Source organism: Candidatus Nitrosocosmicus sp. R, from assembly GCF_054408505.1.
This window is the reverse complement of record NZ_CP167090.1, coordinates 2,615,437-2,639,161: the sequence shown is the minus strand read 5'-3', so window position 1 is coordinate 2,639,161 and position 23,725 is coordinate 2,615,437. Positions and strand designations below refer to the sequence as shown.

The window sequence follows — 23,725 nt, the reverse complement described above, 5'->3', positions numbered from 1 at the left end:
TATTGATCCCTTTGTTATTTTTATAATACCATATTCTATCAATTCATATGAGTGGTTCGGACAACTTTGCAAACCAAAAAGATTCCGGTGGTGTTCTCAAAATTTTTTTCATCCGTGCCCCAAAGAAGAATCATGATGCATTAATAAAGATTGGCAAACAAACTGATATTTTTTTCAAGAAACACGGCGTGTCAAAATATGGGTATAGGTTGAATGCAAGAGAGGATATGATGGGCTTTGTAAATTTGTCAAAAACCATTTCTGCCAATGATGACGAGGATGTATGGTTAGAAATACAATTCTACAGAGATACAAATCATGTTCAGGAGGTTATGAAGGCTTTGGAAGACGATAAAAGGGCGGCCGAATTGTATGATGAATCTATGAAACTCATTACGCCTGGACCAATAGTGTTTGGAGACTTTAGTAAATCGGAAGAAATATCTTGAATAGTCTAATAATGATTTTATCTAATTAATAATCATATTTTTTTGCAAATAAATAATCCAAACCAGTTACTATGAAGATAATGGTATAAAACAAGATAGAAAGTGGATCAAGTTTTGAAGAATGAATACGCTAGAAGATAGCCCATCTGGATATCTTTATGTGACAGTGGGATAAATGGAATAATATAAAAAAATAACCAACTGACTTTTCCATTCATTTATTGATACACCTTACTTTTAGTTTTTCTTTACCTCATAGTGAAGCAAAACTGTTCCAGAGTCAAACGTTATGGATTCAATAAGGTTTAATTTACGAATCTCTTTTAGGTCCTTAAATATGGTCTTTCCATTCCCAATTGCAACAGGATTGACAAACAAATAATATTCATCAATCAAGTTTTCTTTAATCAAAGAAGAATCAAATGAGGCACCACCATAGACTATGATATCACCACCACCTTCTTGATTCTTTAACTTTGTAATTTCATCTTTGAGATCACCTGTTGCAATTTCAGTATTTGGCCACTCTGATTTATTAAGTGTCTTAGTAAAAACAATTTTTGGTGTTTCCATCATTTTTTTAGCAAATGTATATTCGAGGTCTTCAGGTTTGTTCATCACATTAGACCAATAGGAAATAAATTCATTAGTCATTTTCCTTCCCAGAAGAATGGTATCAACTGGTTCGTGTAACTTGTCTTCATATTCTCTCAGTTTTTCATTCCAAGTAAAGTCTATCCAGTCCATTTCATTATTGGGTCCTGCAATACAACCATCAATGGACATCCCTACATGTAGTTTTAATTTTCTGATTGCCTTTTTGTTATCACTCATCTATTCTCTCCCCTGCAATTCGGATCTAAAAAATCCTGCTTCTTCCTTCTGACTAATTTCATTGACTCAAAAAGATATTCTTGAAAATTAGGATTAGCCATGAGGAATAGAGCACACAAATACCTAATAAGTATACAAGGGATCAAAAGTATATTAGAAATGTATACTGTTCCCTAATTTTCATTGCATAATGTTGCATTATGGTTTCTGATTTCTCATGTTCAATGTCAATACTTTGAAACTATGAAATGCATTAGATTTGTAGTCTCCAGGTAGTTAAAAAGAAAGCAGTATGATTTTAGTTAATTTCTGAATATTTTGTCTCGGATTGAATATATCCGTGGGGATTGTCCTTTGTGGCAATGAGATTCTATTACACCAGTACAAAATCAGATCCGATAAAAGTAATAGAGTTAATTGCTCCATCTCACCAATTAAAAATTGTCAATATATCCAAGGTTAAGTTCCTTGGATATGTACCCTGCTAGCACCCTTAAATATCACTTTGAGAAAGGTAGAGCATAACCTTCTCTTGGATTTTGGGTGGTATCTCTACAATCCTTTCTCAATCCCTGTCGTTACCTTGATTGACCTGTACTTGTATATTCTTGATACTAGTCCTCGACACCATGTTCATTGAATCGATGTATCCATTTTCTTATGTCGACATAGTGATGATTGATAGCCATCCTTATCTCAGGAACTGTATATTCTTTATTCTTAAACAGAATGATCTTGAAACGATAACTAGATTCTTCATTCCCAATTTGCATCATACCATACAACTTGTTTATTTCATTATCAGAAATCAACATGAGGAAAATATCACTCATAATAAAGATAATTCAAAATAGAAAGCTAAAGATGTTACGATATGCTGTCTAAACAAACACTATAAATTTACACAAACATATACGCCATTTTTTACACAACTGTTAAGGAATGTCCAAAGACATGGGTTGTATGGGGGGAAATTGCATATGCAGTTACGCATGAAGTATTTCATTTGTCTGATTTCGGATTTAGTTCTCTGAAAGATTCCAATGTTGTAACACATCTTAATAGATGGATTCCTCATTATTTGTCTGAGCTTAACTCCTTCCCAAGCGCGCTGATTTCGGGCACTGCAGCATGCTTAACTCAGTCATTGCTGCAGCAATCGGAATTCAGAAGTTGCGTTTGATCGTGTTGGACTTGTGGTGAGACCCGCCAACATAAGTATAGTATACATCGGCAAAGACCTCGTCTTGGCCCCCCCAGTCCTCGTTCAAGTTCGCGCCGGTAGCGCTATCAGTGAAGAAGAACGTCCCATCTGGGCCGACGACGCCTCCGCCACTAGGAGCACTGATAAAATCTTCAGACCCGGGGTCCTCGCCACGTAATCGCCAATACACCGTCTGATTTGGCACGAAGCCGGAACCGCTGATGTCCACCTTGTAGACCCCGGGATACCCTCTAGTCGGGGTAATGGAAAGCTCTACTACTTCCACCATAATATTACCTCCTTTATATACTCCATTTTTCTGTCATAAATATTCTTATTCATTGAACTGTGAAAATGGATTATATCATATAAGGTTATATTAACAGCGATAAACTTTTTCAGACACCGATATTTGCTAGTTGCTTTCTAACTTATAGGTGGGTTAGGTAACCGCTTATTAAAATTGAGGTTAGGTTTGTGTCCTGCAGTTTCATGACCCCCATAATTTTCTTAGGCGAAAAGCGCAAACTCTTCAAATTTCATAGGTTTGATCCCTGTACTTTCGATCTTTTAGGGCAGAAACATTTCGAGGTAACCGGATCTAAATTTATTTTCAAGAATTTAGTTTACAGAAGACTTCATAAGCAGAACGTTCACTTTTCAAATATGAAGAGTTATATATCTAATCATTTTTAGCGGCCCTGGTAACAGTCATGGAAACGCAAAGATAATTTCTCCATGTAAACTGATTAATCTTGTTTTGTTTGCATCGTGTTTATTACTGTAATCACATGTCTAGTCAGATACGGCTTTACCTATGTCCCTTTCATTCAGAAAGTTGGAATTATTTATTGCTTGTCGTTGCGCATCCATACAACCACCTAAGCTAACCTCAATCAGTTTGTGTTAGATCTTTACGTTTTACAATACAATAGGTAATCGATTAAGGGGTTCCATTATCTGAGTTGTTTATGAAATAAGTCATCAGTTTAATCACATGTTCTCTCTAATTGTGATAGATGAAATCATGGCTAACACTGCAAGGAAATCACAATTTGGATTGTTTTTGATCGTTATGGGTCAATGATGTGCGCAAACATTTTTACATTTTATTAAAGGATGTTAAACACGGTAATATTTCAGTCTTATCAAAACTGAATCCCAAATTATGGTCAAATTATCGCGGGCCGCTGGGGATTAAGTTTCTTGTGGTAATAGGGTTCTAATATAACATCAATATTCTATACAGGAATTGAAAATGGTGAACAAGTTTAGGTGTTTGACTATCTCCTTTTTTATGATAAACTTAAAGTAAGATATTACAAAAATCCCTTTATGTCTAAAAGAATGACACCTGAAGAAGTATTGAGTTCAGTAGTTGAAGGTATAAACACAGGAAATATGGATTCCCTCATGACACTCTATGAGGCTGGGGCATGTTTTGCAACCCAGCCAGGACAGCTTGCAAAGGATCAAGAATCCATACGCTAATGTCTACGTAATTTCATTGACTTGAAAGGTAAATTGGATCTAAAGGTTAAGAGAGTACTTCAAGCAAGTGATCTTGCTCTAGTAACTACGGAATGGTCATTTAGCGGAACTGGAGCTGATGGTAATTCCGTTAATATGGTGGCCAAATCTGCAGATGTGCTACGTCAACAAGGTGATGGAACATGGAAATTTGTAATAGATAATCCTTGGGGAACTGACTAATAAGAGCTATAACTTTTTAGAACAATTGGTTCGGTTATTTGCTCATTAATAGAAGCTAAATAATGATTTGCTATATGGTAGGTCCTAGAATTAATTTCTTGTTTTACTTCTATCATCCAGATCCAGTCTTCGTAATTTAATAATTAGTAAGATTATCAGTAACAGTTCTCATCCGTAGGGATACGATTCAATGGTGAATAGAATCCAGACAAGCAATATTGTAAAATTAATGAAAAATAACCAAATCAGAATCTTTGGCTATCATCCTATTTTTAATGTTTGAATTGCATCATCTATGACTGGTTGGAATTTAGATAAGTATGTATCATTTACTATTTGATTTGATGAATAGTCACTAGATAATACCAATTGTAGTACATACATTGTAGTAGGTGCATCATATCTGTAAGCCTTTGTTATTTCTTCATGACCAAAGTCAATACCATCTGCTATAGATGTTTTATCCGCTGTTGAGCATTTCATTGTTGAAATTTGAAACTGTTTATCGTTTATCATAGTGGTCGAATTGGAGGTCAATTCTGTACACTCCGTGGAAAGATTTGATGGCCCAGCAGCAGACAAAGAAGATGACATTTGTCGTTCTCTCAGATCTTCCTTATCTTGTACAACAAGATTCATTACAGGCAGTGTCTCATTGTTAGACAGAGAATTTAACTTTGTGAAAAATTCTTCAGTTGTTCCGGGAAGCATAGTAAGGATAATACCATTATCGCCATTCATACTTTCTGTTGCAAACCAGCCGGTGGGGATTTCAAATTCTGTTATACCATAATTAGGATTTGTATATTTTCCACTAATGTCTTGTCTAAATTCTGAGTTGTCCCTAAATGTACTAATACTGCTGTTACTGCCGCTATTAGTAGTAGGATTGACACTTGAAATTTTAGAAAATGCTGGTTCAACTTGATAATTAATAGACAAAATTTTTGGTTCATAAGATTCTCCTAGTTTTACCTGATAAATAGAATCCATTGTATCATGTCTTGCAAAGGAGAGTGTATTATCCGCATTGAATACTGTGAAGCCTGTCACAAAAACTCCAAAGAAAATAAATATAACATAATAAGACATGAAATAAATCTTCCGTGAAACAAGGATATCTTTTAACATCGGAATGTATGAAATAATTAAATATTTAAGAATATCTTAAATACAAGCGTAATTCTTATTTTTGAACTTAATCATGTCAATACTCGGATAAGTAATTGTAGTATTCATTCGTGGGGATTAGTACTGATATCGGTATTTTAAATGGGATTCTAGGCGCCGGTATGAGGATAAATGATTTAAGCTTTTTGAAAACTACGGTAGATTATTTAAGATCTATGTCGTTTAGTTTTTGTATTGTCTTTTTCTCACAACAAGGCAGAGGGATTTGAACTCTGGCAATACTCGACGGGACAAATACAAAAATAATATTTTATAGAAAACTTATTCAATTTTATCCAATAAAGAATTCAAAAAAGGTTGAATGTGGTACTTCAGTCCTATATTTTATTATTAATCTTCATCCTCAAGTAGATTAGTATTAAATGCTACTGCTTTATTAGGTTCTGATGCGTAGATAACACAGTGATGAGCTTTCAAAAGATCGTGGATCCATCTTGGTCTCATCGATTTTTCTATTTTAGAGATATCATAAAAACACATTTGTGAATTATTAAAACTGTCAAAATTTTCATGCCCAACTTTTTCCAAAACAATGCCTAGTTTCATTCCTTCCTTTGTTTCTGTATCTGTTATTGTTCTTCCTGCAAATCTAAATGGGGGCTTCATTCCTATGGTGGCATCTTTTCTTATATGCTTAAGCACGCTTAAAGTATCCCGTTTATTATAATCCGATCTTTCAATGGTATAGATACGTAACAAGTTATTATTTTTATAATATCTTACATCAATACCTTCCTTGTTTAATCTATTTTCTATTTCATCTGGATTATCTGAAGTAAAGAAAATACATGATTCACCCTTATTAAGACCATTTAGAAAATACCTAGCTATTATCCAAAAGGCATATTTTTGGTCATCATATAATAACACTATATGTTTGTTTTTTTCTAATTGGTCAACAAATGTCAGTGGGTGATAAATTTCACCATCGTTATCATCATGCATACCCATTGTTAATTTCTCAACCCCACTACTTTCGATGAATCAAAGTATCTTATACCCATTTCTATCAAAAAGGAAGCAATTCGGTCAAAATCCTTTAAAAAATCTCTTCCTTTTGGAGTTATTTGAAGTGGATCCTTTATTATCATCTTATTGCTCTCTAATTCATTAAGATACTTGGCAAGTTTATCGTATGCAAGATTGCTCCTAAGTTGTACTCGTGTGGGTTTTACTTTACTATTACCATAACCACTCTCATTGTCAACTAGCTCATCTAAAATACCTTTGAGTATATCATAATATAATTCCATTTTATTTCGCTTTGGTTTTGGCAGATTAATTAACAACTTTTTTCCTTATTAATAAACCTCCCCTTGGGGAGTTATCCTTTTTATTTATTCAATGTAGAGTAATTTTGAAGCATAATATGAACAATCAACAAGGTAATAACAAGAACTATAGTTATACAGAATTTATGATCGCACGATCACCAAAAAGGAATTACGAAGCATTAACAGCACTTGAAAAAAAGTCATCTGAAATGTTTGATAAAGAGGAAATACATTATGAGTTATTTCGACTTGCAGTAAATACTAGTTGGGAAGGATTCGAAAACATTTCTAAATCAGTTTCAGCTAGTACAGATGAAGATGTATGGATAACCATTATGTCGTATAAAGATAAGAAACATAGAGATGAACTTTGTGCAAAAATGTCGAACGATAAGGAATGTCAACAAGGTTATGAAGAATGGACAAGGCTTCTTTCCCCTGATTCAAAAGTAATAACCGGAGAATTTGACAGACAATTGTAAAGTAAATCAGATAGAGAAATCATAATTTTTTCACTTGAGTATTTTTATTTCTTCTAGCCGATGCTTTCTGTCAATCGAATCTCCAAAGATCCCGATTACAATAAAACACCAACTAAATTTTTTGATAAATTTTATTGAATATATCGAATTGATTTAAATCACAATTTTGTTCATCTACTTGTATCAGTAACAACAATTTAATTTACCTAAAAATTAACTCGCTCTTTTCTTGCATAGGCTTCTCTTGCGACACTAATTGCACCCTTTCTTAATAACATTGCTCTATATACTATTTGTTTTGCTGTTTCCATCGCAACCTTTCTAACATTAAGTTGTGAATTATCACCTTCCTGGTCTGTTAATTGTACTGAGTTGTAAAGTGCCCTTTTAACATTATTTGCAATTTTATATTCAATTAGATCAAAGGCTTCTTTTTCTGTTCGACCTTGATACTCAACAAATGATCCGATTACACCGCCAGAATTTGCAAGAAAATCCGGAATGATTAAAATATTATTATTCACTAAATATTGATCAGCTGATGGAGTAGTAGGAATATTTGCCCCCTCTATAATGATCTTCACATTATGTTCTAATAACTTGGATGCAGTCTTATCGTTGATAACACCGGTCAGTGCTGCAGGAATAAAAACATCTGAATCTACGTTAAAAATTTCATCTTTATCCAAAATATTATAAAGATGTTGCTGCTGTTGTTGTTGATTATCTAACAGATCACTTAACTTGGACTTGTCTTTCATATCTCTCATTAATTGCGGAATATCCAAACCATTATCATCAAATACAAATCCCGAGACATCGCTAACGCCTATAACTTTTATATTTAAATCATTTAGAAATTTTGCAGTAAATGAACCCACATTACCAAATCCCTGAATAACTACTTTGATATTATTGTTTTTTGTATCTAAACTGTTTGTGAGATCTATAAAGGGCCTGGAAGGTTTTAATCCTTTACGTTTGGATTCTTTTAAAAAATCAATTGTGGTTCTTAGTGCTACACTCACACCGTATCCAGTTGTTCCCAGTTCGTGAGGAATTCCTCCAAGTTCTTGCGGCTTACCAGTACATGCTCGCATATCTCCGATCTCATGTGCAAATACTGCCATATCCAATTCGGTTGTACCAACGTCAGTAGCTGCAATATATTGGGAGGGGCAATAAGGTTTTATCATTTTGGCAAAGGATTTAATCCATTCTACTTGGTTTACTTTACCTGGGTTTGCTATAATTCCTCCTTTAGCACCACCAAATGGTAGTCCCGCCGATGCGCATTTCCAGGTCATTGTTCTTGCAAGCTTAAATACCTCCATAGGGGTAACACTTTCCGCAAACCTTATTCCTCCTTTGCCAGGACCAGTAGAGGTATTGTCGATAACCAAAACACCTTTCATACCAGTGTCAGGATCATATACCTGCAATACTTTTTCGGGCCCCCATTCGTCTATTTCGGACCATCCGGAATTCTCCACTGGGTATTGCTCCATACTAGATCCTAAATTTGAGTGCGACGAATATGAATCTGGGTTAACCATTTCAGATTTCTATTATTTATGATATGTTATAATCATGTTATGTAGGTACGGATATCGAGTTAGAGAATTTAGTCAAATTTATCGCGTGCCCGTGGGGATTAAGTTCCTTGTGGTAGTGGGTTCTAATACACTGATCCATAACTTCTATACATAAAAAATAAACATAATCAAACAACTGGTCAGTCCTGATCAAATAGGTAAATGATAATGGTCGAGATACTTATGGATTTATCCATGAGCATTGAAAATTGTTAAAGACACCCACACTCTAATATCCTCCAGAAGTAGAAAAGTGAGCATAGCAAATAAACCTGTGAAAATTTGTTTTCCGGGATATTTTTATAATAAAACGCCTCTTTAATAATAGCGAGTGCTGATTTCGACCATCCTGATAACTTTGTTACTTCCGTTGAACTTGGAATATAGAGATTGTTGTATTCCATATCTTGCTCATTGATGTTAAAGAAACAATTCACTATTTCTCCAGTATCATTGTTTATCAGGACAGGATTAGAGTCACTGGACAAAAACATATTGTCAGTAATTTTTATTGGTTTTCCATTTTGTAATATGGAGATAGTATCATCTAAAGTAACACCTAATCCCATGCTTGCATTTTGAATGCTGTTTTCTTTTATTATTTTTGCTGCTTTTATCCAATCAAATGCTTTTAAGGATTTAGTCTTCGCTCTATCGTTAGTATGAACATCTAGATTACTATCAGTATTAAATCGATCTGACAAAACACTAATACCTCCCTACACCCAAGTTGACTCATTTAATGTGACGACAAAGCTTAAATTTGATATGACTAATTTTTCTTAAAGTAAATACTAGTTTGTGTCTAATTAGCATGAATAAAACATTTAATTTATTATTGGTAATGAGGTAGTAACCTTATAGTATCCTTTTCAAAAAGAGTTTGAGGATGGGACAACCTTAAACAAAAACCAAGAGTTCATACCGTTAGTGAAGACAAATATGAAGAGAACTCATCAGATAATAGAAATGGTTGGATAGGAGAGTATGGAAGGTATATAAAGCAATGATCTTTGAATCTCCAGACTGTTTTATTTAACAATTCAATAATCTACAATTTCAGTCCTCCTAGCACGATGAAAGCTAAGCAATCATTATGCTGAAAATATTAAAAATTACAAAAGAAATAATCTAGGTGGAAGAGTTTGCAGGTTATTGATGTAGTAATAATGGGGAAAACGCTACAGGCTATGGAAATTGAAATGTTCAAAGACGATTAAATATTAACGACATATGAGGATACAGATTTTTATATTTTACATAATAAATATCATCATATGATGGACTATATGCTATATTAATATCAGTCCTCATTGGTTGGGATTAAGTTCCCAGTGGTGGTTAGGTTCTATAGCATAATACTAATGTATTATCGCATCATATACATAAAAACAGAAAAATTTAGGCTGCTATGGGTTCTTCTGTCTTTCTGATTTCTAAGTGTGGTTGGATTATTTTCTTTTCTTTTTCTATCGTTTTTTCCTGTTCTTCTTCTTCTAGTGGTATTTCGTAATCACAGCACATACAATGAGTTAGAAAACATCGCTTATATAATTATAAGAACAAAGATGCAAGGCTTTATGCACCACTGTGAAATGGATAACCTTGATTTACTCACAACGGGTTTGGATGTTTTCGTATACGTTTATAATTTACTCATTCCATTCCGTCTGCTAAACTCAATTACTTGTCGGACATGTGGAGATACGATTCAAGGTTGAATAGAATCTCAATAAAGTGATGACTTCTGAAGTTCAAGAAAACTCAGACATAGATAGTTATATCCTTTTTGTATAAAAGTTCCTGATATGTCATCGGTTAATGACAGCGGAGAAAATGAATTTGCGTTTGAGGAATCAAATTTAGTAGGAATATCTGAAAATACCCCAGAAGAAAAGGATAAAAAAATATTCAAATCAATCAAAAAGGAAATCTTAGAAAAGGAAGAGGATAAAAAAGAATAATTCTACAAATAGAAACAAACAAACTTTCTCTTTTGATTCAAGAAGTTGTATAAGTTTTTAGGAACAGTTCTCATATGTGGGGATTGAGTTCCTTGTGGTAGTAGGGTTCCATATCAAGAGGACTCGATATCATGATAGAGTAGTAAAAATTATTAGGTGATAGCTAGTCCAACAACCAAATAGTTCTATGGATTTCCGGAGCATCTTTATATATTCCTAATTTACCATTTAGAAATGATAGTTTTTCACTATTGGTGTCATTAAATAGAATTATTCCATGAAAGACAGGACCTTTTTCGCTGAGGATTCCAACGTCCAAAGATATCCATCCTATGCTTTGACCATCCTTGGTTTCAATCGTTCCGTTGCCTCTTCCCTGTATTGCAGCCGATTGAGCATCATATGTATTGATAAAGGTCATCCTGTTTGTTACATTACCTATGTCTTTCATAATCGCCTCTTCGAGGAATGATTCCTCTGTTACAAGTGTAGGAGTATTGGAAAGCTCTTTTGTATCTATGAAATTTCCAATGATGGTTTGATATATTGGTTCTGAAATATTAAGAGAGTTTGTTCCTGTTTTTAAAAAGCTAAATGGTCCAGTATTATCATCAATATCAAGATTTTGGCCAACTGCAACTTGATCATAGTATATCATGGAAAGACCAAGTCCAAAGAGCATCATTGTGTATGTTAACAGAGTCTTATTCATGCTCCTCTAAATATCAATCATAAATATAAAAGCATCAAATAAGGCCACGTTATCCTATATTTAATTATGTGTAAATCACAAACCAAAAGATCACAACTATGTAAAAAGTTCCTAATGGAAGTAGGGCTCTAAAATGCAATTACTGATAGATTGTTTAATCATTAAATAAACTGGAAGAAGGAATAAAAATGTAAAAAATTAATTTTAGCTCTGTGCTGCTGCGTTGCTACCAGAGTTTTCTTGGTTTTGAAAGTTGATGTTGTTACCAGAACCTATTGTATCTGCACCTGATACTACTTGGCTGTTTTGGCTGGAGGATTGAGATTGGCTGATGCTTTGTTCTGCAGAGTTTCCATCCTGTCCACCTTGTGCTAATGCGTTGTTTCCACTGTTCTTTTGGTGTTGGAAACTAAGGTTGTTGCATGATAGAAAGGTTGTTCCACCTGATACACATCCAGCATTTTGGTTTGACGATTGTGATTGGTCTATGGACTGTTTTGCTTTATTTTTCTTGTTGTGTGTGGCTAAAGCATCATCTACATTGAGTATTGGACTGACAAATAGGGTTAATGCTACCACTATTGCAATTGATGCGACAAAGATTTTGCTGTTTTTGTTTTTGATTTTGTTTTGGTTGTGAATATTTGTTTTATTCATACCTTTGATACTATGAAAAAAATATATTGGGATTGCTAACTAGATGCAATACTCTAATATTCTAGCAGTTTTAGAATTATCAATATTAGCTGTATTTACAAATGATAAGAATTTGTATTTTCCAACCCATTTGATTTTAATAGCAAAACAGTAACAGATTACCACATTACTTGCCACAGTATGTAATAATCAGTAATCAAAAAAAATAATAGCGGAATAAAAACTATAATGTAGACATTCTTTTTGTTAAGCATGTCTGAAGGACCAGAAGTAAAGATTGTTGCAGACAAGATATGGAATGCACTATCGGGTAAAAGAATAATCAATATTTTGCATAACAAAATTGACAACAGTCTTAGAGATAAAATAATCGGATCCTCTATTGAATATGTGAAGACATTCGGAAAAAATATTATCATTAAATTTTCTTCTGGGGTGTATCTAAGGAATCACATGATGATGTGGGGAAAATGGCGAATTTATGAAAGAACTGAATATGAAAGTGGGATTGCAAAATCACCACCGCGTTCCTCCTATGGAAAAAGAACGCATAAAAACACAGATAAAATTCAACTTAAAAGAGATGAGGTATCAGATGTGAGGAAAGACTCTAGGACTAGATTAACCATTATTACTTTGGATAAGGTTTTGATTCAGTTTAATGGTCCAATATTACAATTTTCATTGAATGATCCTGCAACTACGGAACCTATCGTATCGTTGGGCCCAGATGCATTGAGCCCTAATTATGACAAAGATATAGTAATGGACATCATAAAATCAAAATCTAAAAATACGGAAATGATAATCTCAAATGTCTTATTAGACCAGAAAATATTGAGTGGAATCGGGAACAAGTATAAATCAGAAATTTTATTCTTAAATAATATCTATCCTCTTGAAAAAGTGACGAAAGTCTCTAAGGATGAATTGAATAATCTTGTAATGGATGTACCCAGGATATTGAAATACGGTTATGAAAATAATGGTAGAATAAGAAAGCCCAAGGATAAAGAAAAGATCTCGTGGGATACAACGCATTGGGTATTTAGAAGATCTGGAAAACCTTGTTGGATATGTGGTACCAAAATTGTATCAGAAAGAAAATTAACAACAAGGCCTACTTTTTGGTGTCCCAATTGTCAGCGAACCAATGTCCACTAATATTGGTAGATATATGCCAAGTCTTTTTAATCATGTAAGTTGCATCAGGCAGCTTTAAAACTATTTTTTGATTTACTGTTATTTTTTATATGGAATTGATTTTGGTATGTAGACTCAATTTTTTCTAATCCATCAATGTCCTTTAGTTCTTTGTCATATCTGATATTTTTTATTCTAGGAAAACGTAAAGCATATCCACTGCTGTGTCGATCGCTTTTTTGAACGGTATCAAAAGAAACCTCTAGAACAATTTCAGGTCTTACAATAATCTGGCTACCTTCATCTCTTATTATAATTGACCTCAATTTCTCGGTCATATAATCAATCTCTTTATTGGATAGACCCGAATATGCCTTACCGATTATTTTCAGATCACCAAAAACATTATTCCCATTTTCCGATGCTAATTTGTTGTCGACAAAATTAGTGGTGTAATCTTTTACTGCCAAAGTATAATCTGAGAGTGTTCCTGCTCGTTTTCCATGACCATATTCAGCAATTACTACAACCGCATCAATCGTATCTAACTCCTCCTTCAATTTTATCCAATATTTTCCTCTTTTACCAGGATAATACTGCGATAAAGGATCTTTAAAGACCAAGCCCTCATGCCCTTCATTTCTACTTTTTCGAAATCTATTGGTTATTTCATCTACAGATGAAACTAACTTGCTTTGAGCAATAGAAATAATAGAATCTTTAAACTGAAAATTTTCCAATAATCTCTTTCTAGATTCAAGAGTATCTTTGATTACCTGTCTTTGATCATAGAGCATTACATCATATACAATATAACAAACTGGTATTTCAGATAAAATGGAGTTTGTCATGCTTTTTCTTCTCAACCGTTTTTGTAGTTCTTGAAATGGTAATGGTCTATCATTTTTGAAAGCTATTAGTTCACCATCCAAAATGAAATTTATATCGTCACGATCGATATCACTGACATCACTTTTATCAGAAAGAATATTATGCTTTTTTTGACTTGTTTTTAATTTTTTTCTTCGTACATCCAACGCAGAATTAGTTAATTCTGGAAATGCATATGAAATATCAGCAAGATTGCGAGAGTAGAGTTTGCAAACCTTCCCGAATTTGTGCAATTGTACTCTGATACCATCATATTTGTATTCACAAAGAAGGGGCCTATCAAAATATTTGACAATCTCATCTGCAGTAAACATGACATCCGCCAACATGAAACTCATAGGAACAAATGGTTTAATCGTTACTAAGTTCAATTTATCTCTTTTCGACAATAAAGCTACATTTGCAATATCACCGGACATCAGCATTGCTTCCCGAATACTTTCAATATTTTTTTCAAATGCTTTTGCAATGGCTATTTCTATAAGGCCATCATAGGAACCTATCCGCATTTCATTTGATATTATTTTTACAAGGTACTTAGCCTCCAAAGGTGAGCATCTCAAAAGTAATCCTTTTAAGATATTTTTTTTGTCGTTGTTAGACCGTGGACCTCCAAGATTTGCTATTCTTTTAAACTGATCATATATTTCCTTTAAGGTTGGTTTTTCTTCCAGAGTTTCTACGGTATTGAAAAGTGTTACTATCTTTTTTTTAGAAATTGCATACTCGGCTATGGTTCCCATATCGCCGTGTTCTAAATGAATTCGCATAACATCTGTCTTATCTAATCTAGAGATTTCTAACAGAGACTGTAGTATTGTTCTAAACCCTACATTTAGATTCTGAATTGATCCCCTTGGGAAAATCTTTCCAGACAAAAATAGAACTGCAATAGGTAGAGAATCTTCATCCAAGCCTGAAATATATTGTACGATTAAATCGACTTTTTTATTCTTGCTTGTCGTAATCCGTATGGATTCACATGTCTCAACCAAGGTAGAAAAATAAGATACCTTGTGGCGAATATCATCTGTCAAGTCAATCCCACTCAATCAAATGTATGGTTAGATAATTTTACCCCAATATTAGGTATTGTGAGAACATTTCAAGATAATATTGTTCAAAAATATAAAGATATAATTATAAATAAAGAAATTATTTACTTTGGACATTCAATTTCATAAGTTTTCATTGTTTCAAGATGCTCAATTCAGCAGGGACCGTTGAATTTTAGAATTGGAATATGCCATATGACCAGGTAAATCTTTGGTACAAATATTCACTTCTTCATGTTGTTTTTTATATTGCGATTATTATTCTTCAGGTTAAATCTATTCCACCATATTTAGTATGTCTCTAAAACTATTATGCTTCATTTTTGACATATTCTTATTAAATCCAACTTGCTGTGAATTATTGTATGATGACTGACTAAGTTCAGGGACAAGTGATTGACAGTCAACAATACGTCCAAATAATTTATTCGACTTGTATGTATTGATAATTTTTTTCTTATATCGTATTATGTTTATTAAATCTAGATTCCATCCTGATCATTTTAAAATACCTTTCATTAATATCACACAGCATAACATGAATAACAATAATCAAGATAATGAAAGCATATCAAAGTCGGGAGAAAGGGTAGCAGTAATAACAGGTTCGAGTAAGGGAATAGGCAGGGCTATTGCCTTAAATTTTGCAAAATCGAAGGATTATTCATCTATAGTAATTAATTCAAGAAGTATAGATGAAGCTGAACTAGTAGTACAAGAAATAAAAAAAACCACTAAATGTGATTCAATTGCTATCCCAGGAGACGTTGCACAAGAGAAAGACTGTATAAGATTGATTGATGACACAGTAGATAAATTTCAAAGATTGGATGTATTAGTTAATAATGCAGGAATTCAAAAAGAAATTCCACTGACTGAAACAACTCTTCAGGATTGGTATAATATTATATCAGTAGATCTTACTGGTCCTTTCATCTGCAGTAGAGAAGCAGTTAAACAAATGAAGGTACAAAATAATCCTCGCGGCGGATGTATAATTAACATATCTTCTGTTCACCAGATTATTCCAAGACCCCATTATGTACCATATGCAACCGCAAAAGGTGGAATCGATATGATGACAAAAACCATGGCACTAGAGTTGGCTACTGAAAACATACGAGTAAACATTGTCGCACCAGGTGCGATAGACACGGATATGAATATTAATTTACGTACTGATGCTCAGGAACGTGAAAACACCTTAAGAAAAATACCCATGGGTAGAATAGGAAAGGACGAAGAAGTAGCAAACGTGGTGGAATTTCTTGCATCCAATAAGGCTAGCTACATAACTGGAAGCACTGTGATAGTTGATGGAGGAATGACCCTATACCCCTCGTTTTCTCTTGATTACGATCATAATTCCACTCATATTTTTCCAAAAGGTTCAATGTGACACGATATAAGAAGGTAGATAATATTAGATCCCGTACTACCAAAAAATCAGATTATAAATGTAGATTTAAAAAAGCTGCTACAAAAATGTGAAGAAATATTAGATGAACTATTACCATTAATGATTATCGGAATAAAAAGTATGGAACAAAAATTATTGAATGATTCAATAATTTTGTCTTTTCGGGTCCAACTAGCTTTGTAAATACTTACCTAAAAAGTCTAGAGTTTTTTTCCATGCATCTGCTGTCTCTGTTGGGGCGTAATTATCATTAGATGGATTTGCAAAGGCATGACCAACATTAGGATAAACATAGATCTCATTTGGCACTCCAGTATCATTTAAAGCCTTTTGGAACTGCTTGACAGAGTCAACCGAAATTGACTGGTCCTTCCCTCCAAATATTCCTAGAACTGGTGATGTAATATTCGAAATCGCTTGGGAATCATTGGTTAGTCTACCGTAGTAGATAATTGTGGCGGCAAGAGGATCATCCTTGCTGTTGAGGGCTAATTGCAATGATTGTTGACCACCAAAGCACCAACCCAGGGATGCTATCTTTGACGGGTCGACATTGTCAAGGGATTTCAAATAATTTACAGCTGCTTTCATGTTTTCTATCGCAATGTCTGGATTTTCCCTAATCGCCCCAGTTAGTTCTCCTGAGCGTCCTGAATTGTTGGTGACGACTTCGCCATTAAAAAGATCCACAGCTAATACCACATATCCGTTTTTGGCAAGCAGATTGGCGGATTCTTTGATAAAGTCATTCAATCCCTTGTTTTCATGGATCAGAATGACAGCAGGAAGTACTGCTTTTTCGCCGCTTTGGTTTTGGTTTGGATAAACCAAATAGCCTGTGGTGTTTCCTCCAAAATACGTTACCGTCTTGTTTTCTATTGATTGAAGATTTGCGCCGGTAGATGAATTATTGTCCCCAAAACTCACCAAAGTCATAGCGGATAAACCGGTACTTTGTTGAGCATGGGTTGTCGGTGTAGACGCTATCAAGAAGGAGGGAAATATAAAAATTGCTAGTAAAGTAATTATGGTAGATTTTTTCATCAAGAATAAAAACATATTATTGCTTTTAACTATTTTGTAAATCCGATAATGTTTGAATTAGACTGGTAAAACTTGATTTCTATTTATTGTACGGAATGATTCCAAGTCGTCAACTAATGTGATAAAAAGTGTCAATTGGAGAAAGGGTTTGGGTAATTACCAAAGTTAAATAATGGTTTATTCGCAAGATTGCGATGACCGTCTAATTTAATATCAAAGTACAAGATGGCTAACATGTCAACGGTTAATGTGCGCTTACATATAGGTCACAGAATAATTTTAATGATACTGCTATACTCAAAACTTGAATTGTTAAACAAACATCACAATACCAGTTACAAAGTCTTGAAATAATGGCAATTAGCTAGCAAGGGTACGAACAAAGAATAGTATAGTATGTATATAAATATTTTATTTATTTTTTGATATAACATTATTGAATATCCTATTTATACCAAGTCGGAAAGATTTTATCTATACGGCTAAGGTGTTCACTGCAACCGTATAGTCCAATAGAAATGAGGATTAAAGGTTTATTGCCATAGACAATAAACTCATTTCTTGGTCTCTATAGTGAGGAACTTTGATTTCAAGATCACAAATGTATTTAACAAAACGACTCAAACAAGTATCATTCTTAGTTGATTTGGTTTGTTCTTTTTCTTAACCAATATTGCCTGAATCACATGTGTGAAAATTATGCGAAAATGTATTAATTCTTTAATGGTTTTTCTTGTCAAATAATACCAGAGTAACATAAATCATTAATTAATCGTTTCACTTTATTGGAACAGAATTTTCACCTCAATTGAATGCTTAAGTCGGTCCATCTCCATTTATCGATAAAAATCAAGGTGATATTGTCCAATCAGTATCGGCATTAGCATTAATTCAAAGTTTGATCTTTAGAGATTCCGTCATATTATTTTAGTCAATATGGTGAAACATAACGAGTGTTTCAAGATGAAGCTGCTTGTATGCGTGCATACAATTTTCCTTCTTATGTTTATTTGTATCATAGGATTCATGGTATACATAATAATACATCAAAATATGTACAAAAATCTACTTAGGATTATTTTTCTATCCCGTATATGTCCATATGAATTAGGAAGAACATAGATGCTATAAACGCACTGTAGTAGACAGTTTTATGAGACTTTATGAAAATATTAATCAAAATGACTAGTTATCATGTGTCCAGTATATGTTTAACAGTCGGTGGATTATGATCCATGTTAATACTCTAGATCATTTCTTAGTCTCTAAACAAATTATGATTTAATATTCTAAAATACTACTATGTTTTAAAAAGATGAGTACCTTCATAAACATATTAAAAGTACTGTTGAGATTTATCAGAAATGGTCAGCTAATATCAAGATCTCATAATAAAATTTATTAAGATTATCAACAAAAATTGCAAATGAATGATCACAAGTCTTCTATCATTTTTGATTTGGATGGAACAAAACCTCAATTCTCTATGCCACACGGTAACAGAACGGTAATAAATGCAGATAACTTTCCAGTTTTAAAGGGGATGGGAGCAGTCTTACTTCGCATGGAAAAAGGTGGAGTTCGCGAACCTCACTGGCATCCAAATGCGGGAGAGTTGAACTACGTGATAGAAGGAAAAGTTCGATTTACCGTATATGGTTCTAATAAGGAGATAGAGACATCCGAAATTGGTAAAGGTCAAGTCTTTTTTGTTCCTGCAGGATATTTCCATTATCTAGAGAAATCAGATGATGTAAATAATGGTACTGTAGCTTCCTTTTTAGGTAATGAAAATCCAGAGTTTATAGGACTGGTTGGTGGCCTCAGCTCATATTCTGACGAGGTCCTTGAAGCTGTATTTAATACAGACCAGAAATTCTTTAGTAATCTTCCACGACTAGTGAAAAATGTGTTAATTGCTCCCGGATTAGATTAAGACATCCTTGAGTAAATCTATGAAATTAAACTCGGCGGACATTCTATTTTTTATGTCAATATCCTTAAATGAAATCCTATTCCAATTATGATTATGGTTGTATCTGTATCTGAGTAGGCAGCTACAATAATGTTCTATAAAGGCATTTTAGGGTATTTTAGGAAAGTTCGTGAAATTAGAGACACATCAATTAGTCTATTTGAGCAAAAATGTAGTATGCGGTCATTGCGCTACTAAAATATGTTTTGTTTTGATTATTTCTAGTAGATTAAGTTGACAAATCTAATATGGTTGTTAGCAATAATATCTAAAAAATCAATTACAAAATATAACTTAAAAAATACCATCGTCAATTCATCCTCCGATCCATAATGGAATGAGCAGACATTTAAGCCGAACAACTAATTTCTACTAGCACAGGTATATCATCAAGAAAGTATAAACAACTACTTTTATCACTATAATGTAAGTTGAAAGAAATTCTTACAGAGATCGATATTAGCGCATCTGCTAGTAAGACATGGGAAATACTAACAGATTTTAAGAACTTTCCACAGTGGAACCCTTTTATTCGTCAAATCGAGGGAACACCGATTGTTGGCGCAAAGCTCAAAATATATCTTCACACGTCAGGTGGAAAGAATAGAAATTATCAACCAACCGTAACTAAGGTAGAACCTGATCATGAGCTTCGTTGGTATGGAAAATCATTCATACCAGGATTTTTCAATGGAGAACGTATTTTTACAATTGATTCGTTTGAAACAAATCACGTGCACTTTGTACATAAAGAGGTCTTTACGGGGATTCTTGTCGGTATCGTAGGAAATAGTTTGGATAAAGATATGTATCAAAGTTTTACGAAAATGAATGAGGCCTTAAAACAAAGGGTCGAACAGATGGCCATTTGATCGACGATATGTAATTTTCAAACTATATTTCCTAATAGTTACGATGTTAATTGATATTTTTGAAAAATAAATATAACAATAAATTCCACCTGACGAGGATCGATTCTGTAACTTTATGGGTATTTAGGATCTTTTGATTGATATGAGAAATGATTAAGATTTAGATAGTTATATGTTCAGAACAGGATTATTATAATCGGACGCTTAAAGAACCTTACAGTTTGGCAACGAGTATTTATCTTGATCAACTTTTAATATTTTTACAGACATGTTCATAACAGGAGCTTGACAACCTATCATAAATTAATGTAAGATCAATAGAAAGGTGTAAAGAAAGATAAAATCCCAAATGTTATTGATGAGATAAACCTGTCTTGATCGCAAATTCAATAACGATAACTATCTCTAATTATTCTACACGAGATAAAAAAGGAAACAGAATTTTCAAATTTTTCATAAAACTAAATTGATCCTATTTTTTCTCATAAGCTTGAATTAAAGTTTGTATATCGAGCTTTTGCATTTGAAGCATTGCTTTCATCACCCTTTGCGATTTTATTTGATCCTTGTCTTGTATCATTTTAGACAGCACCTTAGGTACTATTTGCCAAGAAACCCCATATTTGTCCTTGAGCCAACCACATTGCTGTGCGTTTTTGTCTCCGTCTTCTGACAGTTTCTCCCAATAATAGTCCAGTTCTTTTTGAGTGTCACATAATACTTGAAACGAAATGGCTTCGTTGAATTTGAACACTGGACCACCATTGAGGGCCATAAATTTTTGATTTTCTATATCAAAATTTACTGTCATTACAGTACCTTCTTCCATGCCGTGAATCTCATATCCTTCTTTTCCATATCGGGTAACTTGACCCATTTTAGAGTTTTTGAAAACTGAGACATAAAAATTTGCTGCTTGTTCAGCTTGATTATCGAACCAAAGAAACGGAGTAATTTTCTGTATATGACTTGATTTCTCTTCACCTATTTTTGATACATTTGATTCATTCATCAAGAAAGATATAAGTTGAAAATATAAAAGTGTGCAAGGGATCAAAAGTATAGTCACAACAATAGTTCAAAGATTTAAAAGGGCATGTGTTGCGAATGCAATTTAGACTATGAATGCAATTTATGTTCCATACTAACGTAAGGCTCATTCTAAAAACATCATTAAAGAAATGGAAATATCCTTTAAAACCCGCAAACTAGCTAATTTTTGCTCCCTTATCTCTTCACCCATATCTCTACAAAACGGACTTTGTCGTGGATGATAGTACTTTTTTAGAATTTTAATCCTATCTCCCAATAATACAATAAGATACTAAATTCATTTTCACTATAGTAAATAATTAATTAGCTTGATTCTAAATACTCTGTATGTCTGATAACCCTATGCGGATGCGGGAATTTCTGGATGCCAATTCGCCTTTTATTTATTTTTTCTTTGAAGGTTTAACACATGAATTAATAATCGATTTCGACAAGGAGATCTTAGTTCTTCGTCCATCTAATGATGATAGAAAATCCCATCGTAATGAATATGAAAAATCGGGTGGTAACCTTTTGTATCTTAATTTTTTACATGATGCAAAAGAAAAGTCGATTACGATAACAGATCAAAATGGTATAGAGATTATTCACTTTAACTACCTTAGCTATTTTAAACATGGAAGGCTCTAATCAATATCCTTCTCCGTCTGATTTACATTTGCTGAAAACTATAAAAGTAGTCGATGATCACTTGACTAATTAATTCTTAAAATTTTCCTTATTTTATTTATCCGATTCAGCTATAAAATATCTATTCCTCCTCATTGAAATCTAATACCTTATTAAACTCCAACGAATGTAAGAACGACAATATGTTTACCAGAATTCTTATTTTGTACCATGAAATTTCTTGAGTCTTATGCAAATTCTTTGATATATATATTATTTTATTCCTGAAAAGTTTAACTAACAACAATCATACCAACTGGGTTTTATTCTTAAATTCTTGATGAATCTTGTGTTAAACCTAAAATTAGATTTCAAAAAGTTTTTAATATGTTCAATGAACACTAAAACTCACGACAATATCCTCCCTATAAGGTCTTGCGTTTTACCTGTAAGACCTTATTGAAATTTCATACTTTTCTATCTACTACTTGGGAAAAAAGACGTTGATCAACTTCACGTAGATACTCAAATATGAGTAATATGATTAAGTGTTCCTGCAGTGCAGTTGATATAATAAATCAAAAAATGGAAACCATCCCAATTAGAAAAAATAAAATATTTGAAAAATTTTGTAAATATGGTTCATCTCATAATAACCCCTTGGCAATACATGATACAAAGTTTTTTGCAATAGAACCGCTAGCATCTAGATTTGGATTATAGATAGTTATGGTCATTCCAATTGCCTTTTGAGACGAAATGAGGATTTTTAGAAGGTAGGATAATTCGGAAAATTCTAGCCCCCCATTACCCAACCTATAGTCAACCGCGGGCATTATTCTGTCATCCAATACATCAGCATCTAAATGAATCCAAAAACCCGACAAATCCTCACTCGTTAGAAAATTTGAAACCGCCAGAGAGGCGGCCTTTTTTATTCCTAAATTTCGTACAGCAGAAAGATCCAATACCTGCATTCTGGTATTTCGTACATCATTACTTCCGTAACTCATTGATTGTTCAGCATCACGATATCCAAAAACAACGATATCGTTATCCAGAACAAGTGGTTTCAGGCCGTCAATATTAGAAAGAATATTTGCCCCTCTGCCTGACACAACAGATAATTCCATATCAGCAACTTCCCCAGTTGTTGATGCCCGAGGTTGATAAAAATCAGAATGTCCGTCAATAAAAAATAATCCATATCTTCCAATTTTTCTCAATCCTAAATGGACGCCAATGAGAATGCTGCAATCACCTCCTAAAACGATCGGAAAATTCTTTTTTTCTATTTCAATATTTACTATTTTAGAAAGGTCTTTTGAAAATAACGCAATAGAAGTGCCATTCAACAGATGTGTGATAGGGTCTCGTATTGGATCATAATGCATTGATGGTTGAACACGACCAGCAAAAGTAGCATTTAATCTATCCATTAACCCTGCGTTCTTCAATGCCTTCGGAAGATTTTGTACTCCCGTATTTCGTAATCCAAGTGTTGAAGGGGCATCTATTATTACATATCTTGGTCCTTTTGTCAACCTAGATCATGAATCAAAGTTATTTTTTAGGTTATGTATAATAT

Annotated in this window: 26 protein-coding genes; 11 read left to right on the top strand and 15 right to left on the bottom strand. The window is 33.5% G+C overall.

From position 1 onward, the window contains the following. Positions 1–47 precede the first annotated feature (47 nt). A complete protein-coding gene (locus tag AAGU22_RS13650) occupies positions 48–449 on the top strand; it encodes a DUF1428 family protein (RefSeq protein WP_458719658.1) in 402 nt (133 codons plus the stop codon). Positions 450–686: 237 nt separating this feature from the next. Here the strand turns inward: AAGU22_RS13650 and AAGU22_RS13645 are convergent, their stop codons facing one another. Together AAGU22_RS13645 and AAGU22_RS13640 are read right to left on the bottom strand one after the other, a co-directional pair. After that, positions 687–1,283 (bottom strand): dihydrofolate reductase family protein, encoded by a 597-nt coding sequence (locus AAGU22_RS13645; protein ID WP_458719657.1) that lies wholly within the window; start codon positions 1,281–1,283, stop codon positions 687–689. 614 nt (positions 1,284–1,897) lie between these two features. Continuing rightward, on the bottom strand, positions 1,898–2,116 hold the full coding sequence (locus AAGU22_RS13640) for a hypothetical protein (RefSeq protein ID WP_458719656.1): 219 nt from the start codon (positions 2,114–2,116) through the stop codon (positions 1,898–1,900). A 65-nt stretch (positions 2,117–2,181) separates the two neighbouring features. Here AAGU22_RS13640 and AAGU22_RS13635 point away from each other — a divergent pair, with 65 nt between their 5' ends. After that, positions 2,182–2,466, top strand: coding sequence for a DUF6895 family protein (locus AAGU22_RS13635; RefSeq protein ID WP_458721789.1), 285 nt, complete (start codon positions 2,182–2,184; stop codon positions 2,464–2,466). Here AAGU22_RS13635 and AAGU22_RS13630 read toward each other — a convergent pair. Continuing rightward, positions 2,450–2,776 carry a hypothetical protein gene (locus AAGU22_RS13630; RefSeq protein WP_458719655.1) on the bottom strand — a complete coding sequence of 109 codons (327 nt, stop codon included), beginning with the start codon at positions 2,774–2,776 and terminating at the stop codon, positions 2,450–2,452. The two genes, AAGU22_RS13635 and AAGU22_RS13630, sit on opposite strands and share 17 nt — an antisense overlap. Positions 2,777–3,762: 986 nt before the next feature. Here AAGU22_RS13630 and AAGU22_RS13625 point away from each other — a divergent pair. Together AAGU22_RS13625 and AAGU22_RS13620 are read left to right on the top strand one after the other, a co-directional pair. After that, positions 3,763–3,978 (top strand): hypothetical protein, encoded by a 216-nt coding sequence (locus AAGU22_RS13625; RefSeq protein ID WP_458719654.1) that lies wholly within the window; start codon positions 3,763–3,765, stop codon positions 3,976–3,978. 33 nt (positions 3,979–4,011) lie between these two features. Further along, a complete protein-coding gene (locus AAGU22_RS13620) occupies positions 4,012–4,200 on the top strand; it encodes a YybH family protein (protein ID WP_458719653.1) in 189 nt (62 codons plus the stop codon). Positions 4,201–4,461: 261 nt separating this feature from the next. Here the strand turns inward: AAGU22_RS13620 and AAGU22_RS13615 are convergent, their stop codons facing one another. The 3 genes from AAGU22_RS13615 to AAGU22_RS13605 form a co-directional block, all read right to left on the bottom strand. Next, positions 4,462–5,292 (bottom strand): hypothetical protein, encoded by an 831-nt coding sequence (locus AAGU22_RS13615; protein WP_458719652.1) that lies wholly within the window; start codon positions 5,290–5,292, stop codon positions 4,462–4,464. Between the two features lie 429 nt (positions 5,293–5,721). Beyond that, positions 5,722–6,342, bottom strand: coding sequence for an MEDS domain-containing protein (locus AAGU22_RS13610; RefSeq protein ID WP_458719651.1), 621 nt, complete (start codon positions 6,340–6,342; stop codon positions 5,722–5,724). 2 nt (positions 6,343–6,344) lie between these two features. Then, the gene (locus tag AAGU22_RS13605; RefSeq protein ID WP_458719650.1) at positions 6,345–6,644 is read right to left on the bottom strand and encodes a winged helix-turn-helix domain-containing protein; all 300 of its coding nucleotides are present in this window, start codon (positions 6,642–6,644) and stop codon (positions 6,345–6,347) included. A 104-nt stretch (positions 6,645–6,748) separates the two neighbouring features. Between AAGU22_RS13605 and AAGU22_RS13600 the strand changes: the two genes are divergently transcribed. Next, a complete protein-coding gene (locus AAGU22_RS13600) occupies positions 6,749–7,147 on the top strand; it encodes a DUF1428 family protein (RefSeq protein ID WP_458719649.1) in 399 nt (132 codons plus the stop codon). Between the two features lie 206 nt (positions 7,148–7,353). Here the strand turns inward: AAGU22_RS13600 and AAGU22_RS13595 are convergent, their stop codons facing one another. The 3 genes from AAGU22_RS13595 to AAGU22_RS13585 all read right to left on the bottom strand — a co-directional run bounded on the left by AAGU22_RS13595 (position 7,354) and on the right by AAGU22_RS13585 (position 10,266). Beyond that, positions 7,354–8,703, bottom strand: a complete 1,350-nt coding sequence (locus AAGU22_RS13595) for a Glu/Leu/Phe/Val family dehydrogenase (RefSeq protein WP_458719648.1) — start codon at positions 8,701–8,703, stop codon at positions 7,354–7,356. A gap of 251 nt (positions 8,704–8,954) precedes the next feature. Beyond that, a complete protein-coding gene (locus tag AAGU22_RS13590) occupies positions 8,955–9,446 on the bottom strand; it encodes a hypothetical protein (RefSeq protein ID WP_458719647.1) in 492 nt (163 codons plus the stop codon). 697 nt (positions 9,447–10,143) lie between these two features. Then, positions 10,144–10,266 carry a hypothetical protein gene (locus AAGU22_RS13585; RefSeq protein WP_458719646.1) on the bottom strand — a complete coding sequence of 41 codons (123 nt, stop codon included), beginning with the start codon at positions 10,264–10,266 and terminating at the stop codon, positions 10,144–10,146. Between the two features lie 284 nt (positions 10,267–10,550). On the opposite strand from AAGU22_RS13585, the gene AAGU22_RS13580 reads away from it, so the two are divergent. Continuing rightward, positions 10,551–10,706, top strand: a complete 156-nt coding sequence (locus AAGU22_RS13580) for a hypothetical protein (RefSeq protein ID WP_458719645.1) — start codon at positions 10,551–10,553, stop codon at positions 10,704–10,706. 163 nt (positions 10,707–10,869) lie between these two features. Here AAGU22_RS13580 and AAGU22_RS13575 read toward each other — a convergent pair whose 3' ends face one another. Both AAGU22_RS13575 and AAGU22_RS13570 read right to left on the bottom strand, forming a co-directional pair. Beyond that, a complete protein-coding gene (locus AAGU22_RS13575; RefSeq protein WP_458719644.1) occupies positions 10,870–11,418 on the bottom strand; it encodes a hypothetical protein in 549 nt (182 codons plus the stop codon). A 204-nt stretch (positions 11,419–11,622) separates the two neighbouring features. After that, on the bottom strand, positions 11,623–12,075 hold the full coding sequence (locus AAGU22_RS13570) for a hypothetical protein (RefSeq protein WP_458719643.1): 453 nt from the start codon (positions 12,073–12,075) through the stop codon (positions 11,623–11,625). Positions 12,076–12,327: 252 nt separating this feature from the next. Here AAGU22_RS13570 and AAGU22_RS13565 point away from each other — a divergent pair, with 252 nt between their 5' ends. Then, a complete protein-coding gene (locus tag AAGU22_RS13565; RefSeq protein WP_458719642.1) occupies positions 12,328–13,239 on the top strand; it encodes a DNA-formamidopyrimidine glycosylase family protein in 912 nt (303 codons plus the stop codon). A 44-nt stretch (positions 13,240–13,283) separates the two neighbouring features. Here AAGU22_RS13565 and AAGU22_RS13560 read toward each other — a convergent pair whose 3' ends face one another. Further along, positions 13,284–15,146, bottom strand: coding sequence for an ATP-dependent DNA ligase (locus AAGU22_RS13560; protein WP_458719641.1), 1,863 nt, complete (start codon positions 15,144–15,146; stop codon positions 13,284–13,286). 556 nt (positions 15,147–15,702) lie between these two features. Between AAGU22_RS13560 and AAGU22_RS13555 the strand changes: the two genes are divergently transcribed. Continuing rightward, positions 15,703–16,563, top strand: a complete 861-nt coding sequence (locus AAGU22_RS13555) for a glucose 1-dehydrogenase (protein WP_458719640.1) — start codon at positions 15,703–15,705, stop codon at positions 16,561–16,563. A gap of 192 nt (positions 16,564–16,755) precedes the next feature. Here the strand turns inward: AAGU22_RS13555 and AAGU22_RS13550 are convergent, their stop codons facing one another. After that, positions 16,756–17,628: a dienelactone hydrolase family protein gene (locus AAGU22_RS13550; protein WP_458719639.1), complete on the bottom strand. Its 873-nt coding sequence runs from the start codon at positions 17,626–17,628 to the stop codon at positions 16,756–16,758. Positions 17,629–19,054: 1,426 nt separating this feature from the next. Between AAGU22_RS13550 and AAGU22_RS13545 the strand changes: the two genes are divergently transcribed. Both AAGU22_RS13545 and AAGU22_RS13540 read left to right on the top strand, forming a co-directional pair. Continuing rightward, the gene (locus AAGU22_RS13545; protein WP_458719638.1) at positions 19,055–19,564 is read left to right on the top strand and encodes a cupin domain-containing protein; all 510 of its coding nucleotides are present in this window, start codon (positions 19,055–19,057) and stop codon (positions 19,562–19,564) included. 470 nt (positions 19,565–20,034) lie between these two features. Continuing rightward, a complete protein-coding gene (locus AAGU22_RS13540; protein WP_458719637.1) occupies positions 20,035–20,475 on the top strand; it encodes an SRPBCC family protein in 441 nt (146 codons plus the stop codon). A gap of 472 nt (positions 20,476–20,947) precedes the next feature. Here the strand turns inward: AAGU22_RS13540 and AAGU22_RS13535 are convergent, their stop codons facing one another. Then, positions 20,948–21,487, bottom strand: coding sequence for a VOC family protein (locus tag AAGU22_RS13535; RefSeq protein WP_458719636.1), 540 nt, complete (start codon positions 21,485–21,487; stop codon positions 20,948–20,950). Between the two features lie 368 nt (positions 21,488–21,855). On the opposite strand from AAGU22_RS13535, the gene AAGU22_RS13530 reads away from it, so the two are divergent. Next, complete coding sequence (locus tag AAGU22_RS13530) at positions 21,856–22,158, top strand: hypothetical protein (protein ID WP_458719635.1); 303 nt, start codon at positions 21,856–21,858, stop codon at positions 22,156–22,158. A 626-nt stretch (positions 22,159–22,784) separates the two neighbouring features. On the opposite strand, the gene AAGU22_RS13525 is transcribed toward AAGU22_RS13530, so the two are convergent. Next, entirely contained in the window at positions 22,785–23,681 is an 897-nt protein-coding gene (locus tag AAGU22_RS13525) for an arginase family protein (RefSeq protein ID WP_458719634.1), read from the bottom strand. Between the last annotated feature and the right edge of the window lie 44 nt (positions 23,682–23,725).